14 protein-coding genes are annotated in these 15,833 nt (G+C 67.4%); 6 read left to right on the forward strand and 8 right to left on the reverse strand.

From position 1 onward, the window contains the following. Positions 1-155 precede the first annotated feature (155 nt). The 5 genes from HH212_RS14955 to HH212_RS14975 all read right to left on the reverse strand — a co-directional run bounded on the left by HH212_RS14955 (position 156) and on the right by HH212_RS14975 (position 4,947). Positions 156-1,151: a glycosyltransferase gene (locus HH212_RS14955; protein WP_170203199.1), complete on the reverse strand. Its 996-nt coding sequence runs from the start codon at positions 1,149-1,151 to the stop codon at positions 156-158. Continuing rightward, the gene (locus tag HH212_RS14960; protein ID WP_170203200.1) at positions 1,148-2,299 is read right to left on the reverse strand and encodes a DegT/DnrJ/EryC1/StrS family aminotransferase; all 1,152 of its coding nucleotides are present in this window, start codon (positions 2,297-2,299) and stop codon (positions 1,148-1,150) included. The genes HH212_RS14955 and HH212_RS14960 overlap by 4 nt, the downstream gene beginning before the upstream one ends. Positions 2,300-2,438: 139 nt before the next feature. Continuing rightward, a complete protein-coding gene (locus tag HH212_RS14965; RefSeq protein ID WP_170203201.1) occupies positions 2,439-2,813 on the reverse strand; it encodes an EamA family transporter in 375 nt (124 codons plus the stop codon). A gap of 47 nt (positions 2,814-2,860) precedes the next feature. Then, on the reverse strand, positions 2,861-4,561 hold the full coding sequence (locus tag HH212_RS14970) for a glycosyltransferase family 39 protein (protein ID WP_170203202.1): 1,701 nt from the start codon (positions 4,559-4,561) through the stop codon (positions 2,861-2,863). Beyond that, the gene (locus HH212_RS14975; RefSeq protein ID WP_170203203.1) at positions 4,558-4,947 is read right to left on the reverse strand and encodes an Mth938-like domain-containing protein; all 390 of its coding nucleotides are present in this window, start codon (positions 4,945-4,947) and stop codon (positions 4,558-4,560) included. The genes HH212_RS14970 and HH212_RS14975 overlap by 4 nt, the downstream gene beginning before the upstream one ends. 216 nt (positions 4,948-5,163) lie before the next feature. Here HH212_RS14975 and HH212_RS14980 point away from each other — a divergent pair, with 216 nt between their 5' ends. Together HH212_RS14980 and HH212_RS14985 are read left to right on the forward strand one after the other, a co-directional pair. Beyond that, a complete protein-coding gene (locus HH212_RS14980) occupies positions 5,164-6,390 on the forward strand; it encodes a pyridoxal phosphate-dependent aminotransferase (RefSeq protein WP_170203204.1) in 1,227 nt (408 codons plus the stop codon). Between the two features lie 18 nt (positions 6,391-6,408). Then, complete coding sequence (locus tag HH212_RS14985) at positions 6,409-7,743, forward strand: homoserine dehydrogenase (protein ID WP_170203205.1); 1,335 nt, start codon at positions 6,409-6,411, stop codon at positions 7,741-7,743. Positions 7,744-7,919: 176 nt separating this feature from the next. Here HH212_RS14985 and HH212_RS14990 read toward each other — a convergent pair whose 3' ends face one another. From HH212_RS14990 to HH212_RS15000, 3 genes are all read right to left on the reverse strand, one after another. Then, positions 7,920-8,123, reverse strand: a complete 204-nt coding sequence (locus tag HH212_RS14990; protein WP_170203206.1) for a hypothetical protein — start codon at positions 8,121-8,123, stop codon at positions 7,920-7,922. Positions 8,124-8,385: 262 nt separating this feature from the next. Next, the gene (locus HH212_RS14995; RefSeq protein WP_170203207.1) at positions 8,386-9,807 is read right to left on the reverse strand and encodes a sensor histidine kinase; all 1,422 of its coding nucleotides are present in this window, start codon (positions 9,805-9,807) and stop codon (positions 8,386-8,388) included. A 7-nt stretch (positions 9,808-9,814) separates the two neighbouring features. Continuing rightward, positions 9,815-10,507, reverse strand: a complete 693-nt coding sequence (locus HH212_RS15000; RefSeq protein WP_170203208.1) for a response regulator — start codon at positions 10,505-10,507, stop codon at positions 9,815-9,817. 206 nt (positions 10,508-10,713) lie between these two features. Here HH212_RS15000 and HH212_RS15005 point away from each other — a divergent pair, with 206 nt between their 5' ends. The 4 genes from HH212_RS15005 to HH212_RS15020 are packed head-to-tail and all read left to right on the forward strand — an operon-like array spanning position 10,714 to position 15,833. After that, positions 10,714-11,775: a porin gene (locus HH212_RS15005; RefSeq protein WP_170203209.1), complete on the forward strand. Its 1,062-nt coding sequence runs from the start codon at positions 10,714-10,716 to the stop codon at positions 11,773-11,775. Positions 11,776-11,809: 34 nt separating this feature from the next. Further along, positions 11,810-12,877 (forward strand): Bug family tripartite tricarboxylate transporter substrate binding protein, encoded by a 1,068-nt coding sequence (locus HH212_RS15010; protein ID WP_170203210.1) that lies wholly within the window; start codon positions 11,810-11,812, stop codon positions 12,875-12,877. A 19-nt stretch (positions 12,878-12,896) separates the two neighbouring features. After that, positions 12,897-13,991 (forward strand): ABC transporter substrate-binding protein, encoded by a 1,095-nt coding sequence (locus HH212_RS15015; protein ID WP_170203211.1) that lies wholly within the window; start codon positions 12,897-12,899, stop codon positions 13,989-13,991. A 30-nt stretch (positions 13,992-14,021) separates the two neighbouring features. Beyond that, the gene (locus HH212_RS15020) at positions 14,022-15,833 is read left to right on the forward strand and encodes an ABC transporter permease (protein WP_170203212.1); all 1,812 of its coding nucleotides are present in this window, start codon (positions 14,022-14,024) and stop codon (positions 15,831-15,833) included.

Consider the following 15,833-nt stretch of genomic DNA (forward strand, 5'->3'; position numbering starts at 1 on the left):
CGTTCGGACGTCGTCCCCGACCTGGCCGGCCGCCTTGGCGGGGACCCATGCCGAGCTACCGAAGTTGGAGAAGACGCCTCGATGCAAAGTATCCAATTTCTGATACGCGGTATGGGCCCCCGCCTGCGCGGGGGCGACGGCTCGCCTGATGGTTTTCAGCGCACGACTTTGCGCTTTTCCCCCTCGGCATCCAGCTGCTCGTCCGGCAAGCCCTGCAGCACCGCCGCCACCACGTAGCGCGGCCGGGCGCGCACCTGCTGGTAGATGCGGCCGACGTATTCGCCGACCAGGCCGATGCCGAACAGGATCACGCCCATGAAGAAGAACGCCACCGCGAACAGCGTGAACACGCCGTCGGCCTCGGCGCCGAAGATCAGGCGCCGCACCAGCAGCGTCAGCACCAGCAGCGCCGACAGCAGTGACATGGTCATGCCCAGCAGCGAGAACATCTGCAGCGGCACCAGCGAGAAGCCGGTCATCAGGTCGAAGTTCAGGCGGATCAGGCTGTACAGCGAATACTTCGATTCGCCGGCCGCGCGCTCCTCGTGCTCGACCACGATCTCGGTCGGCCGGCGCGCGAATTTATAGGTCAGCGCCGGCACGAAGGTGTTCACCTCGCCGCACTGGTTGACCAGGTCGATCACGTTGCGGCCGTAGGCGCGCAGCATGTTGCCCTGGTCGGTGATGTGGATGTTGGTGATGCGCTCGCGCAGCCGGTTCATGGCCTTGGAGGCGATCGTGCGCCAGGCCGAATCCTGGCGCTTGCGGCGGATCGAGCCGACGTAATCGTAGCCTTCGCGCATCTTCTCGATCAGCTTGTGGACTTCTTCCGGCGGATTCTGCAGGTCGGCGTCGAGGGTGATCACGATCTCGCCGCGGGTCTGCTCGAAGCCGGCCAGGATCGCCATGTGCTGGCCGTAGTTGCCGTTGAAGAGCACGACGCGCGTCACGTCGGGGCGCTTGCGGTACTGTTCGGCCAGGATCGATACCGAGCCGTCGCGGCTGCCGTCGTTGACGAAGATGACTTCGTACGGCAGGTCCAGCTTGTCCATGGCCGGGTACAGGCGCCCGAACAGGTTGGCCAGGCCGGCTTCCTCGTTGTAGACCGGGATGACGATCGAGACTTCCGGCTTGCTCGACACGACCCTCATTGCGCCGCGTCCTTCTTCAATACCGCCTTGACCGCCGCCACCACGCGCTCGACCTCCTGCGTGGTCATGGCGTTGAACATCGGCAGCGTCACCGTCAGGCGGCCGATCTGTTCGGCGTGCGGGAACATGCCTTCCCGGAAGCCGCGCTCGCGGTACAGGGTCAGCAGGTGGATCGGCGCGTAGTGGTAGCCGGTGCCGATGTTGTAGTCCTGCTGCAGGCGCGTCATGAAGGCGGCGCGCGTGCCCGGGCCCTGGTCCGGCAGGATGATCTGGAACAGGTGCCAGTTCGACGTGCCGAAGGCCTGCAGCGGCAGCTGGGCGCCGGTGTCGCGCTCGAAATCCGGGCCGAAGCAATCGAAATAGTGGCGCGCCAGTGCGGCGCGGTGCGCGGTCAATGCCTCGAGCTGCTTCATCTGGCCCAGGCCGATGGCCGCCATGATGTCGCTCATGTTGTACTTGCCGCCCAGGACGTCGACGTCGATGCCGTCCACGCCGCTGCGGGTCACGCCCTGCAGGCGGTATTTCTCGGCCAGGCGCGCTTCTTCCGGCGTGTTCAGCACCAGGCAGCCGCCTTCGCCGGTGGTCAGGTTTTTGTTGGCCTGGAAGCTGAACGAGACGAAGTCGCCGAACGACCCGATGCGCTTGCCGTTCCAGGTCGAGCCGAGCGCCTGCGCCGCGTCCTCGATCACGCGCAGCCCGTGCCGGTTCGCGATGGCGTACAGGCGGTCCATGTCGACCGGCAGGCCGGACAGGTAGACCGGGATCAGCGCTTTCGTACGCGGCGTGATCGCCGCTTCCAGTTTATCCAGGTCGATGTTGCGGGTGACCGGGTCGATGTCGGCGAACACCGGGGTGGCGCCGACTTCCAGGATCACGTTGGCGGTGGCCGGCCACGAGACCGGGGTGGTGATCACTTCGTCGTCGGCGCCCACGCCGGCGATGCGCAGCGCGATCTCCATCGTGCAGGTACCGGAATTGAAGGTGCGCACCGGGCGCCCGCCGAAGTAGGCGGACAGCAGCGCCTCGAAGGCCTGGTTCTTGGGACCGGTGGTGATCCAGCCGGAACGCAGCACCTCGCCGACGGCGGCGATCGTCTCCTCGTCGATGGTGGGCCGGGAAAAGGGCAGGAAGGGCAGCTCGGCAGTCATGGCATCTCGTCGTGTGCTTGGGATTGTTGGTATGTCGTCACGGCAAAGATGCTCGCTGGACACTATTATTATGGATAATTCTTATGATTGGCTGAACCGGCGCGGCCGGCGTTGCGATTGTAGCAGCGCAATCGCGTATTTATGAGCGCGCCAATAACACCACGCCGACGATGATCACCCCGATCGCCAGCATGCGCTGCGGCGGCACCACCTCGCCCAGGAACATCCAGGCGCCGAAGGCCGACACCACGTAGCCGAGCGACAGCATCGGGTAGGCGATGGTCACGTCGGTGCGCGACAGGCCGATGATCCACACCACCACCGACACCGCGTAGCAGCCCAGGCCGGCGATGATCGGCCACTGCATGCCGATCTTGAGCAGGGTGCCGAACCAGTTGCCGGCGGTCAGGTGGATGGCGCCGCCCATGGCGTTGGTACCGGCCTTGAGCAGCAGTTGGGCGGCGGCGTTGAGCAGCACGCCGGTGATGATGAATGCGAACGTCGTGAAATTCATGGGGTCGGGTCGAAGATGAACGGGCAGGCGGGCCGGGTGCGGCCGCCTCAGAAATTGGCGATCGCCACGCGGCGCGCGTCGCCGGCCACCACCCGCAGCGGCACGCCCTGGCGGCGCAGTTCCTCGACGATCTCGGGACGGGTGATGGCCAGGTTGCGCACGCCGGCGGCGGCGTCGCGGCGCCAGCGCGCCGTGAATGCCGGAATGGTCGGCACCCACAAGGCCGGCTGCTGCTCCAGGCCGAAGGCGAATTCGTCCCGGTAGTCGACCAGCGTCACGGTGCGCCCGAGGTAGAAGGTCAGCGACTGCTCGTAGATGCCGACCGAGTACAGCGGGATCTTCGGGTCGGCGGCGCCTGCCGCCTCCAGGGCCGGCAGCAGGGCGCTGCCGGCGCGCACCTGCGCCACCGGCTCGAAGCCGACCAGCAGCAGCTGGGCGCCGGCGAAGCCGGCGATGGCCAGCACCAGCACGGTCAGGTCGCGCCGCATCTGGCGCGCAGTCAGCAGCGCCAGCGCGCCGCCGACCAGCAGCACCAGGCCGGCCGCCAGCACCCAGGGCTGGTAGGCGGCGTACACCACGTCCTCGCCCGGCTTCTTGGCCAGGCGCTCCATGAACGGCACCAGCGCCAGCAAGCCGGCACCCAGCAAGGAGGTCAGGCCGGCGGTCAGCATGCGGCTGCGGCGGGTGCCGGCATCCAGGTACAGCGCGATCAGGAGCGCCACCGCCGGGAACACCGGCACGATGTAGCCGGGCAGCTTGGAATTCGACTTGGTGAAGAACAGCAGGATGAACACCACCCACACCAGCAGCATCAGGCGCGGACGGAAGCGTTGCGCGCCCGCCGTGGCCTGGCTTTCGCGCTCGCACGCGAGCGCGTCGCGGCGCGCGCCCAGCAGCAGGCCTTGCAGCAGCACGCCGGCCCAGGGCACGCTGCCGACCGCCAGCAGGGCGAAGAAGATCCACCAGGAGGCTTCGCGGTGGTGTTCCTTGCGCAGGAAGCGGTCGAAGTGTTCGTGGATGAAGAAGAAATGCGGCTGTTCCGGGTTGCGCAGGCCGACCAGCACGAACCAGGGCGCGGCGACCAGGAAGAACAGCAGCAATCCTTTACCCAGGTGCAGGCGCTTCCAGATCGCCCAGTCGCGCGACAACAGCGTGTACAGCACCAGCACCGCGCCCGGCAGCACCACGCCGATCAGGCCTTTGGCCAGCACCGCCAGCGCCATGCCGGCCCAGCAGGCCAGCATCCAGTTGCGCCGCTCGGCCGGGGCGGCGCCGTCGCGCTGCGCGATCAGGAGCGCGCACAGGGCCAGCGTCATCATCGCCGACAGGCTCATGTCGAGGGAGTTGACCTGGCTGCAGGCGATCCAGTAGATCGACGAGCCCAGCACCAGCGCGCCGTAGAAACCGATGCGTGCGCCGAACACGCGCCGTCCGGCCAGGCCGGTCAGCAGCACGCCCAGCAGCCCGCACAGGCCGGTCCACAGGCGCGCCTGCCATTCGCCCACGCCGAACAGCGTGAAGGTCAGGGCGTTCATCCAGGTCTGCAGCGGCGGCTTCTCGAAGTACTTGATGCCGTTCAGGCGCGTGGTGATCCAGTCGCCGCTGGCAAACATCTCGCGCGCCATCTCGGCGTAGCGGCCTTCGTCGGGAGGCACCAGGGTGCGCGCGCCCAGCACGTACAGCAGGGCGACGGCAAAGGCGATCAGGAGTGTCCAGTTGAGGGTCTTGTTGCGGTACAGCTCGTTCATTCGGGCGCCTTCGCACCCTCGATGATCAGGGCCAGCACGACCTTGCGGCCTTCGCCCATCAGGATGTTGTAGGTGCGGCAGGCGGCGTGGCTGTCCATGCTTTCCACGCCGATGCGCTGCGACGACAGGCTGGTCACCAGGCGCGGATGCACGAAGCGCTGGCGCTCGCCGGTGCCGAGGATGACCACGTCCGGGCGGTCGGCGGCGATCTGTTCGAAATGGGCGGCGGCCAGGTCCTCGAAGCGCGTCACGTCCCAGGGGCGCGGCGCCACCTCGGGCAGCACCAGCACACTGTAGTCGAAGCGCTGGGCGTTGATCTCGACACCGTTCCGGTCGTAGCCGGTCACCGTCTGGTATTTCTCTGTGCTGTCGGAATGAAGCTTCATGATGAAATGGAGGGCTGGGGTTGGGAAACGGGCGCGCACGCGGGCCGCGTATTGTATCCGCTCGGTGCGGCGAATTGTAGCCGTTGCCGGGCTTGCCAGTAATGCACGGTTGCTTAATCAGGCTGCTTTGGGCAGAATGGAATTTTTCGCATTGCAACAATGTGGTGCATTCCAGCCCGGTCCGTGACCGATGACTGTGCAAATAAAGGGGAGATTGTGCGACCGATTCTGAAATCCAACAAGCTGGACGAGGTGTGCTACGAGATCCGCGGGCCGGCGCTGGACAAGGCGCGCCAGATGGAGGAAGACGGCCAGAAGATCATCAAGCTGAACATCGGCAACCTGGCCGTGTTCGGCTTCGACCCGCCCGACGAGATCGTGCAGGACATGATGCGCAACATGCACGGCGCCGCCGGCTATACCGACTCGAAGGGCATGTTCGCGCCGCGCAAGGCGGTCATGCACTATACCCAGAGCAAGAACATCGCCGCCGTCGGTATCGACGACATTTATCTGGGCAATGGCGCCTCGGAACTGATCGTGATGGCGATGCAGGGTTTGTTGAACAGCGGCGACGAGGTGCTGGTGCCGGCGCCCGACTATCCGCTGTGGACCGCCGCCGTCAGCCTGGCCGGCGGCAACCCGGTGCACTACGTGTGCGACGAGGGCGCCGGCTGGATGCCGGACATCGCCGACATGCGCAGCAAGATCACGCCGAACACGCGCGCGATCGTCGTCATCAACCCGAACAACCCGACCGGTGCGCTGTATTCGCGCGAGGTGCTGCTGGAGATCATCGAGCTGGCGCGCCAGCACGGCCTGATCATCTACGCCGACGAAATCTACGACAAGACCCTGTACGATGGTAACGAGCACGAATCGATCGCCGCGCTGGCCGACGACGTGCTGTTCGTCACCCTGAACGGCCTGTCCAAGAATTACCGCTCGTGCGGCTACCGCGCCGGCTGGATGGTGGTGTCCGGCGAAAAGCGCCACGCCAAGGGCTACATCGAAGGCTTGAACATGCTGGCCTCGATGCGCCTGTGCGCCAATGCGCCGGGCCAGTTCGCGATCCAGACCGCGCTCGGCGGGCGCCAGAGCATCGCCGACCTGGTGGCGCCGGGCGGACGCCTGGCGCGCCAGCGCGACCTCGCCTACCAATTACTGACCGATATTCCGGGCGTGTCCTGCGTCAAGCCAAAAGCCGCGCTGTACATGTTCCCGCGCCTCGACCCGAAGATCTACCCGATCGCGGACGACCAGCAATTTATCTGCGAGCTGCTGTCCGAGGAAAAAGTCCTGCTGGTGCAAGGCACCGGCTTCAACTGGAAGACCCCGGACCATTTCCGGCTGGTGTTCCTTCCCAATTCCGACGACCTGACGGATGCATGCGGCCGTATCGCGCGCTTCCTCGACGGCTACCGGCGCCGCCATGCGCGCTGAGAATACAGACAAGAACTTATGAAACCCATCAAAGCAGGCCTGCTGGGCATCGGCACCGTCGGTGCCGGCACCTTCCAGGTGCTACGACGCAACCAGGAAGAAATCCGCCGCCGCGCCGGACGCGGCATCGAAGTGAGTATGGTCGCCGCCCGCAACCTCGAGCGCGCGCGCGACATCGTCCTCGACGCCGGCGCCGCCGGCCAGTGCGAGGTCGTGAACGACCCGTTCGCCGTGGTCGACAACCCGGACATCGACATCGTCGTCGAACTGATCGGCGGCTACGACCTGGCGCGCGAACTGGTGCTGCGCGCCATCGCCAACGGCAAGCACGTGGTCACCGCCAACAAGGCGCTGCTGGCCCAGCACGGCAACGAAATCTTCGCCGCGGCCCAGGAAAAGGGCGTGATGGTGGCCTTCGAGGCGGCCGTCGCCGGCGGCATCCCGATCATCAAGGCGCTGCGCGAAGGCCTGGCAGCCAACCGCATCGAATCGGTGGCCGGCATCATCAACGGCACCACCAACTTCATCCTGTCCGAGATGCGCGACAAGGGCCTGGACTTCGCCACCGTGCTCAAGCAGGCGCAGGAGCTCGGCTACGCCGAGGCCGACCCGACCTTCGACATCGAGGGCGTGGACGCGGCCCACAAGCTGACCATCATGGCGGCGATCGCGTTCGGCATCCCGATGCAGTTCGGCGGCGCCCACGTGGAGGGCATCAGCCGCCTGCAGGCGGTGGACATCCGCTACGCCGAGGAACTGGGCTACCGCATCAAGCTGCTGGGCATCACCCGCCGCAGCAGCGTCGACGGCGGTGAGGGCATCGAGCTGCGCGTGCACCCGACCCTGATCCCGGCGGCGCGCCTGATCGCCAACGTCGAAGGCGCCATGAACGCGGTGCTGGTGAAGGCCGACGCGGTCGGCACCACGCTGTACTACGGCAAGGGCGCCGGCGCCGAGCCGACCGCCTCCAGCGTGATCGCCGACCTGGTCGACGTGACCCGCTCGGCCACGGTCGACCCCTATTCGCGCGTGCCGCACCTGGCCTTCCACCCGTCCGAGCTGGCCGATTTGCCGATCCTGCCGATGGACGACATCAGCACCAGCTATTACCTGCGCGTGCATGTGCAGGACCAGCTGGGCGTGATGGCCGACCTGACCCGCATCCTGGCCGAAGCCGGCATCTCGATCGACGCCGTGCTGCAGAAGCAGCCGGGCGACAAGGCGCGCACCGACATCGTCATCATCACCCACCAGACCCGCGAGAAGTACGTGAATGCGGCGATCCTGAAGATCGAAAGCCTGGCGGCGATCGTGGGGCAGGTGGTGCGGATCCGGTTGGAGAGCCTGGGCTGACAGGGCAGGGGCTGGCCCCGTCGTCCCCGCGCAGGCGGGGACCCATACTGAATATCAGAATTTGCGACGTGAGAACCGTCCCAGCGCTTTCGAGTACATAGTGCTGGACACTCAGCATGGGTCCCCGCCTGCGCGGGGACGACGGCGTCGCGCTGCCAATCCCATGGCCGCATCGGTCACCACACCGTCCTGCACCGCCTTCTCGGCGGCATCACCCAGTGCCCCAGGAACTCGTCGGCGAACTCGTCCACGCATTCGCGCGGCGCCGTGCTCGGCGTGTCGAGCGGTGCGGTAAGGAGGGCGTGCAGGTCGCGCTCGACCCGGTCGTACGGCGCTTCCGGAGCGCCGCAGTGATTGAGGGGGTGGTTGGTCGAATTCATGGGCAAATTCTACCTGCGCTGCACCGCACAAAAAGCGTGCTCGCATTTGGATTTGCGTTGTCTCAAGCATATCCCTTTTTACGCAGGATCAGGCTTGTCCAGGCGTAAGATCAGTTTCCTGGTGGCTCATAATTAGTCGCATCTAACGGTACCTGCGGGCCTGTGCGCCGCACTTTCCCAACGCACCGGCGCTGCCGTCGCGCCCGTGTGAGCAGCCGCAAGGACCGCGTTCCGGCCGCGAACCGCGCAAGATGCGGCGGCTTCAATCGGGCGGCGCCGGCAGCTTGAACAGCACCTCGACCCGCAAGCCGCGTCCATCCTCGGCCGCATCCAGGCGCACGCCTGCGCCGTGCAGCGCGGCGATGTCGCGCACGATCGCCAGCCCGAGGCCGGTGCCGCCGGGATTGCTTTCCAGTGCGGCCTGGGCGCGGTAGAACGGCGTGAACACTTTATCGCGCTCCGCCTCCGGGATGCCCGGTCCGCTGTCCTCGACGTCGAGCAGCGCGCCCGCCGGCGTGGCGCGCACGCGCAGCAGCACGCTGCCGCCCGGCGGCGTGTAGCGGATGGCGTTGTCGGCCAGGTTGGTCACCAGTTCGTGCAGCAGCAGGGCCTGGCCGGGCACGGTGGTGCCGGGGCCGTCCTCGGCTTCCAGCGCCAGGTCGATCCCCTTCTGCACCGCCGGCAGCGCCAGTTCCAGGCCGACCTGGCGCGCCACCGCGGTCAGCGATACCGGTTCCACATGGGCGCCGTCGCCGCCGTGCTCGATGCGCGCCAGCGTCAGCAGGCGGTTGGCCAGGTGCACGGTGGCGTCGAGCGTGGCGGCGATCGAGCGCACGATCTCCTGGGCCGCGGCCGGGTCGTGTTCGCGCAGCGCCAGTTCGGCCTGGGTCTTGAGCACCGCCAGCGGGGTGCGCAACTGGTGCGAGGCATCGGCGATGAAGCGGCGCTGGCTGGCGATCAGGTCCTGCATGCGCGTCATGGCGCCGTTCATGGCCGCCACCAGCGGCCGCACCTCCTTGTGCACCAGCGCCGGGTCGACGTCCGACAGGTCGGACAGCGCGCGTGTCTCGACCTCGTTCTTCAGGCGCATCAGCGGGCGCAGCACCAGGCGCACCGCGAACCACACCAGCGTCGCCACCGCCAGCACCATCAGCGCCTGGCGCACCAGCGTGTTCAGCAGGATGCGGCGCGACAGCGCGCGCCGCGCATCCAGGGTTTCGCCGACCTGGATCAGGGCGATGCCGCGCATCGAATCGTCGAACACCGGCTGCAGCAGCGCGGCGATGCGCACCGGCTCGCCGTTGTAGTCGGCGTGGTAGAAGCGCACCAGCGCCGGGTACAGTTCCGAGCGCGGCACCCTGTCCGGCACCGGCGGCAGGTCGTCGTAGCCGGACACGGTCTCGCCGCGCAGGCCGCCGACGCGATAGTAGATGCGCCCCAGGGTGTCGGTCTCGAAGCTGTCCAGCGCCAGGTAGGGCACGTCGGCCACCACCTTGCCGTCCTGGACCGAGACCCGCTCCGCCAGCGCGCGCGTGGAGGCCAGCAACGAGCGGTCGTAGGCGATGTCGGCCGCCTCCAGCGCGTCCTGGTACAGCGACACCGTGTTCAGCGCCACCAGCACCACCAGCGGCGCGATCAGCCAGCGCAGCAGCTGGTTGCGCAGGCTGCCGGGTTGACGGCTCAACGGCGCCTCATACCGGGCGCTCTTGCAAGAGGTAACCGATCCCGCGCAGCGTGGCGATGGCGGCGCCACCGTCCGGGCGGCGGTCCAGCTTCTTGCGCACGCGGTGGATGTACAGCTCGATGGCGTCCAGGTTGGCGTCGTCGTCGAGCGCGAACACTTCGTCGAACAGCTTTTCCTTGGACAGCGCGCGCCCCGGGCGCGCGATCAGCGCTTCCAGCACCGCGTGCTCGCGCGGGGTCAGCGCCAGCGGCTCGCCGCAGTACGAAAACATGCGCGCCACGGTGTCGAAGCTGAGCTGGCCGCAGCGCTGCACCAGGTTCTCGACGCCGCCGCCGCGCCGGCGCAGCAGTGCTTTTATGCGCGCCTCCAGCTCGGCCAGTTCGAACGGCTTGGCCAGGTAGTCGTCGGCGCCCAGGTTCAGGCCCTGCACCCGTTCTTCCAGGCCGCCGCGCGCGGTCAGGATCAGCACCGGCGTGCGCGCCCGTTCGCCGCCGCGCGCGCGCAGGCGGCGCAGCACGTCCAGGCCGTCCATCTTGGGCAGGGTCAGGTCCAGGATCACCAATGCGTAGTCCTGGGTGTGCAGGAGGGCGTCGGCATCGGCGCCGTTGGCCGCGCATTCGACGGTGAGATGGGCGTCGCGCAGGGCTTTCGACACCCAGTGCGACAGCTCGACGTGGTCTTCGACTAACAGGATTCGCATCGCGCCAGTGTAAGCGCAAACGTGCGGGCGCGGATAGCCGTCCGGCCGCTACGGGTTTTCCACAACGGCGGCCGCCGTGCCTGAAGGCTGCGCTGAAAGCTTTTTGAAAGCTGGGGCCGCATATAGTTGGCACAAACGAAGCGGCGCAGAAGACACAAGCGACCGCTCAGGCGTCACGCAACGCTTACAACAACCGGAGACAACCCATGAAACACTCGGCCCTCGCGCTCGCCGTAATGGCAGCGCTTTCCCTGAACCAGTCCGCCCACGCCCAGAGCAACGTCCAGGTCTATGGCCTGATCGACGCCGGCGTCGAAGCCGTCAACCATGCCGGCGCCAACGACGGCAGCATGGTGCGCGTCATCTCGGGCGGCAAGAACACGTCGCGCTGGGGCTTGCGCGGCAGCGAAGACCTGGGCAACGGCCTGAAGGCGGTGTACAACCTGGAAGGCGGCATCCTGCTCGACACCGGCGCCGCCGACGGCGCGCTGTTCCGACGCCAGGCCGTGGTCGGCCTGGAAGGCGACTTCGGCCGCCTGGTGCTGGGCCGCTCGTTCACCACCACCTATGACCTGGTGATCAAGTTCGACCCGCTCGGCTTCGCCCCCAACTATTCCTGGGCCACCACCGGCAGCGCCACCGGCCCGTCCAAGTACGGCATGACCACCGCCTTCGACAACCTGGCCAAGTACACCGGCACCAGCGGCAATTTCACGTATGGCGCCACGATCGGGCTGGGCGAGCAGGCCGGCAGCACCGCCGACGGCCGCAAATATGCCGTGGGCGGCTCTTGGATCGGCAAGAGCGTCGGCCTGATGGCCAGCTACGAGCAGGTCAACGGTGCTACCCTCGCCGCTACCGGCCGGCGCGACCGCACCACCGCCTACCACCTGGGCGCCGACTACCGCATGGGAAGCTGGCGCGCCATCGCTGGCATGCGCGGCTATAAACTGGTGGCCGGGCGCGCCGCCACCGCCGACCTGCGCGGCGACACCTACTGGCTGGGCGTCATCCATACCATCGACAAGTTCACGCTGACCGGCGCCGCCTACCACATCAACACGAAGGACTTGCCGGTCGCGCGCGACGCCGATCCGACCATGTTCGTGGCGCGCGCGATGTACGCGCTGTCCAAGCGCACCGATTTGTACCTGGTGGGCGCGCATGCGAAGGCCGACCACGGCCAGCCGATCGGCCTGTCGCGCGACGACGTGGGTACCGGCAGCACGCAGAACGGCGTCACCGCCGGCATCCAGCACCGGTTCTGAGCGCTGCGCCGCCGCTGCCAATATGATGGTCGCCATGACTATCCTGCGCACCTTCCTGACGCCGGCGCTGCTGGCGGCAACGGGCCTGTGGCTCGCGGCCGGCGCGTCCGCCGCGTCCACCTTCCAGCCTGCCGAGGCCGAATGCCTGATCCCGTCGAAACCCGGCGGGGCGATGGACCTGACCTGCAAGCTCGCCGTGCATGCCCTGGACGACGCCAGGGCGGCGGACAAGGCGGCCGTGCCTGGACCGGCCGTGCCTGAAGCGGCCGTGCCCAGGCTGAAGCTGAGTTACTTGCCGGGCGGGATCGGCGCGGTGGCCTGGCACACGCTGGTGTCGCAGCGGCGCACCGAGGCCAACACCCTGGTGGCGTTCTCGGGCGGCTCGCTGCTGAATCTCGCCCAGGGCAAGTTCGGCAAGGCCGGTCCCGACGACGTGCGCTGGGTGGCGGCGCTGGGCGCCGACTACGGCATGATCGCGGTGCGCGCCGATTCGCCCTACCGCAGCCTGAAGGAATTGGTCGCCGCGCTGCGGCGCGACCCGCAGCGGGTGCTGGTCGGCATGTCCGGCACCATCGGCAGCCAGGACTGGATGAAGATGGCGCTGCTGGCGCGCCTGGCCGGCATCGATCCGAGGAAGCTGCGCTTCGTGGCGCTGGAGGGCGGCGGCGAGACCTTCACTGCGATGCAGGCCGACTACGTGCAGGTGGTGTCGGGCGACGTCTCGGAAGCCGCGCTGTACGCCGGGCCGGGCAAGGTGCGTGTGCTGGCGGTGCTGTCCGAGACGCGCCTGCCGGGCGTGCTGGCCGGCGTGCCCACCGCGCGCGAACAGGGCTACGACCTGGTGTGGCCGGTGATCCGCGGCCTGTGGATGGGGCCGGGCGTGGCGGACGCCGACTACCGGCGCTGGGTCTCCGCCTTCGAGCGCGTGCAGGCCGACCCCGGCTTCGCGCGCCGGCGCGAGCAGGCCGGCCTGTATCCCTTTTCACTCACCGGGGACGCGCTGACCCGGTACATCCGGCAAGCCGTCGTCCATTACAACCATCTGGCCCGGGAATTCAACCTGGTGCGCGAGCGCCAGGGCGATACCGCCACGGGCCATTGAGATCACCAAGGAGACAACTATGAAACGCAATGCCATCTTCACCGCCATCGCCACCCTGGCCGCATCCGCAGCGATGCCGGCCCTGGCGCAAGTGCCGGCCGGCTATCCGGCCGGCTACCAGCAGATCGTCGACGCCGCCAAGAAGGAGGGCAAGCTGGTGGTGTACGGCGCCACCGACAGCAAGGCCACCACGCCGCTGATCAAGGACTTCAACCAGCTGTATCCGGGCATCGTGGTCGAGTACAACGACATGAACTCGACCGAGGTGTACAACCGCTTCATCTCGGAAGCGGCGGCCGGCGGCGACACCGCCGACGCGCTGTGGTCGTCGGCGATGGACCTGCAGATCAAGCTGGCCTCGGGCGGCTACGCGATGGCCTACAAATCGGTGGAAGCGGCCAACATCCCCGGCTGGGCGGCGTGGAAGGACATGGCATACGGCACCACCTTCGAGCCGGCCACCTTCGTCTACAACAAGCGCCTGGTGACCGGCGCCGAGATCCCGCAGACCCACGCCGACTTCGCGCGATTGATCGTGCAGCCGAAGTTCCGCGACAAGGTCACCACCTACGATATCGAGAAATCCGGGGTCGGCTTCATGTTCATGACCCAGGACGCGCAGGACTATCCGCAGTTCGGCGCCCTGCAGCAGGCGCTGGGCACGGCCAAGGTGCGCGTGCAATCCTCGACCGGCACCATGCTGGAACGGATCTCGTCGGGCGAGAACCTGATCGGCTACAACGTGATCGGCTCGTATGCGCTGGTGCGCGCCAAGACCGACCCGTCGCTGGGCGTGGTGCTGCCCAAGGACTACACGCTGGTGATGTCGCGCGTCCAGTTCATCAACAAGTCGGCCAAGCACCCGAACGCCGCCAAGCTGTGGATGGACTACATGCTGTCCAAGCGCGGCCAGACCGTCATCGCCAACGAATCGAAGCTGTACGCGATCCGCGCAGACGTCACCGGCGAGACCACCTCGGCGGAACTCATCAAGCAGGTCGGCGAAAAGAACGTCAAGCCGGTGCCGGTCGGCCCGCAGGTGCTGGAATACCTGGCCCCGGCCAAGCGCATGGCCTTCCTGAAGACCTGGAAAGACACGGCCGGCAAGAAGTAATCCGCCCCATCCAACGCAACGGAGACTTCCATGCCCACCTTTTCCCTACCCGGCGCGCGCGTCGAGCCGTCCGGCGCCGACGACCGGCGCGCGGCGCGCAGGCGCTTCAACTGGCCGCGCGCGATCGTGGTCGTGCTGACCTGCGTGGCGATCTTCCTGCCGCTGTTCCTGGTGTTCTACCAGAGCTTCCTGACCGCGCCGTTCTTCATGCCGGACAAGATGCTCGGGCTGGACGCCTACGAATTCATCTTCGCCGACAGCGACTTCTGGCTCGCCTTTAAAAACGGCCTGATGCTGGCCGCCGGCCTGGCCGCGATCGCGGTGCCGCTGGGCGGCATGCTGGCGTTCCTGATGGTGCGCACCGACCTGCCGGGGCGTTCGTTCATCGCGCCGCTGCTGCTGGTGCCGATCTTCGTATCGCCGATGGTGATGGGCTTCGGCTACGTGGTGTCGATGGGGCCGGTCGGCTTCTACTCGACCTGGGCGCACCAGCTGCTGGGCGTGATCCCGTGGAACGTGTACTCGTTCGGCAGCATCGTCGTGATCGCCGGCCTGACCCACGTGCCGCACGTGTACCTGTACGCTTCCTCGGCCCTGAAAAGCCTGGGATCGGACGTGGAGGAGGCGGCGCGCGTGTCCGGCGCCTCGCCGTGGCAGGTGATGTTCAACGTGTCGCTGCCGATGATCATGCCGGCGCTGGCCTATGCCGGCGTGCTGGTGTTCTTCCTCGGCTTCGAGGTGTTCGGCCTGGTGCTGGTGCTGGGCGATCCGGAAGGCCACCTGGTGCTGGCCACCTACCTGTACAAGCTGACGAATAAACTGGGCACGCCCTCGTACCACCTGATGGCGGCGGTGGCGGTGTGCCTGGTGGCGGTGACGATGCCGCTGGTGATGCTGCAGCGCCGCCTGCTGAAGTCGGCCAACAAGTACGTGTCGATCAAGGGCAAGGGCGCGCGCCAGAAGCCGCTCCCGCTGGGCAAGTGGAAGTGGGTCGCGATGGCGCTGATCGGCGCCTGGATCCTGGTGACCATCGTGCTGCCGCTGTCGGGCATCGCGCTGCGCTCGTTCGTCCAGTACTGGGGAGAAGGCGTCAGGCTGGCCGATGTGCTGACCCTGCAGCACTTTCGCGACATCTTCGAGCAGCCGTCGCTGGTGCGCGGCATCGTCAACACCATCCTGATCGGCGTGATCGGCGGCGGCCTGGCGGTGGCCTGCTACACCGCGATCGCGCTGGCCATGCACCGCAAACCGGATGGCGTGACCCGCGTGCTCGACTACAGCGTGCTGGTGCCGCGCGCGGTGCCGGGCCTGCTGGCCGGCCTCTCCTTCCTGTGGGTGTTCCTGTTCGTGCCGAGCTGGCTCGACACGATCCTGAAGAGCATGGACAACGGCGCCGCGCTGTGGCTGTCCGAGCACCTCATTCCGGCGCTGCGCCAGGTGCGCTCGACCATCTTCGCGCTGTGGCTGGCCTACTCGGTCGTATGGCTGGCCTACGGCATGCGCCTGGTCTCGACCGCGCTGCTGCAGGTGGGGCCGGAACTGGAAGAGGCGGCGCGTGCGGTGGGCGCGCGGCGCGGTCGCGTCACCCGCGACATCACCCTGCCGCTGATCAAGTTCGGCATGCTGGGCGCCTGGCTGATGGTGTTCCTGATCTTCGAGCGCGAATACTCGACCGGCGTCTACCTGCTGTCGCCGGGCACCGAGGTGATCGGCGCGATGCTGGTGTCGCTGTGGGCCGGCGGTTCGACCGACCTGGTGGCCGCGCTCTCGTTCATCAACATCGTGCTGGTGGCGATCGGCCTGGGCATCGCGCTGCGCTTCGGCGTGAAGCTGCATAACTAA

Source organism: Massilia forsythiae (assembly GCF_012849555.1).
Taxonomy (GTDB): Bacteria; Pseudomonadota; Gammaproteobacteria; order Burkholderiales; family Burkholderiaceae_D; genus Telluria; species Telluria forsythiae.

Coding starts and splice junctions, on each gene's coding strand:
- HH212_RS14955 (WP_170203199.1), bottom strand. CDS start 1,151: ATGAGGGTCGTGTCGAGCAAGCCGGAAGTCTCGATCGTCATCCCGGTC.
- HH212_RS14960 (WP_170203200.1), bottom strand. CDS start 2,299: ATGACTGCCGAGCTGCCCTTCCTGCCCTTTTCCCGGCCCACCATCGAC.
- HH212_RS14965 (WP_170203201.1), bottom strand. CDS start 2,813: ATGAATTTCACGACGTTCGCATTCATCATCACCGGCGTGCTGCTCAAC.
- HH212_RS14970 (WP_170203202.1), bottom strand. CDS start 4,561: ATGAACGAGCTGTACCGCAACAAGACCCTCAACTGGACACTCCTGATC.
- HH212_RS14975 (WP_170203203.1), bottom strand. CDS start 4,947: ATGAAGCTTCATTCCGACAGCACAGAGAAATACCAGACGGTGACCGGC.
- HH212_RS14985 (WP_170203205.1), top strand. CDS start 6,409: ATGAAACCCATCAAAGCAGGCCTGCTGGGCATCGGCACCGTCGGTGCC.
- HH212_RS14990 (WP_170203206.1), bottom strand. CDS start 8,123: ATGAATTCGACCAACCACCCCCTCAATCACTGCGGCGCTCCGGAAGCG.
- HH212_RS15000 (WP_170203208.1), bottom strand. CDS start 10,507: ATGCGAATCCTGTTAGTCGAAGACCACGTCGAGCTGTCGCACTGGGTG.
- HH212_RS15005 (WP_170203209.1), top strand. CDS start 10,714: ATGAAACACTCGGCCCTCGCGCTCGCCGTAATGGCAGCGCTTTCCCTG.
- HH212_RS15010 (WP_170203210.1), top strand. CDS start 11,810: ATGACTATCCTGCGCACCTTCCTGACGCCGGCGCTGCTGGCGGCAACG.
- HH212_RS15015 (WP_170203211.1), top strand. CDS start 12,897: ATGAAACGCAATGCCATCTTCACCGCCATCGCCACCCTGGCCGCATCC.
- HH212_RS15020 (WP_170203212.1), top strand. CDS start 14,022: ATGCCCACCTTTTCCCTACCCGGCGCGCGCGTCGAGCCGTCCGGCGCC.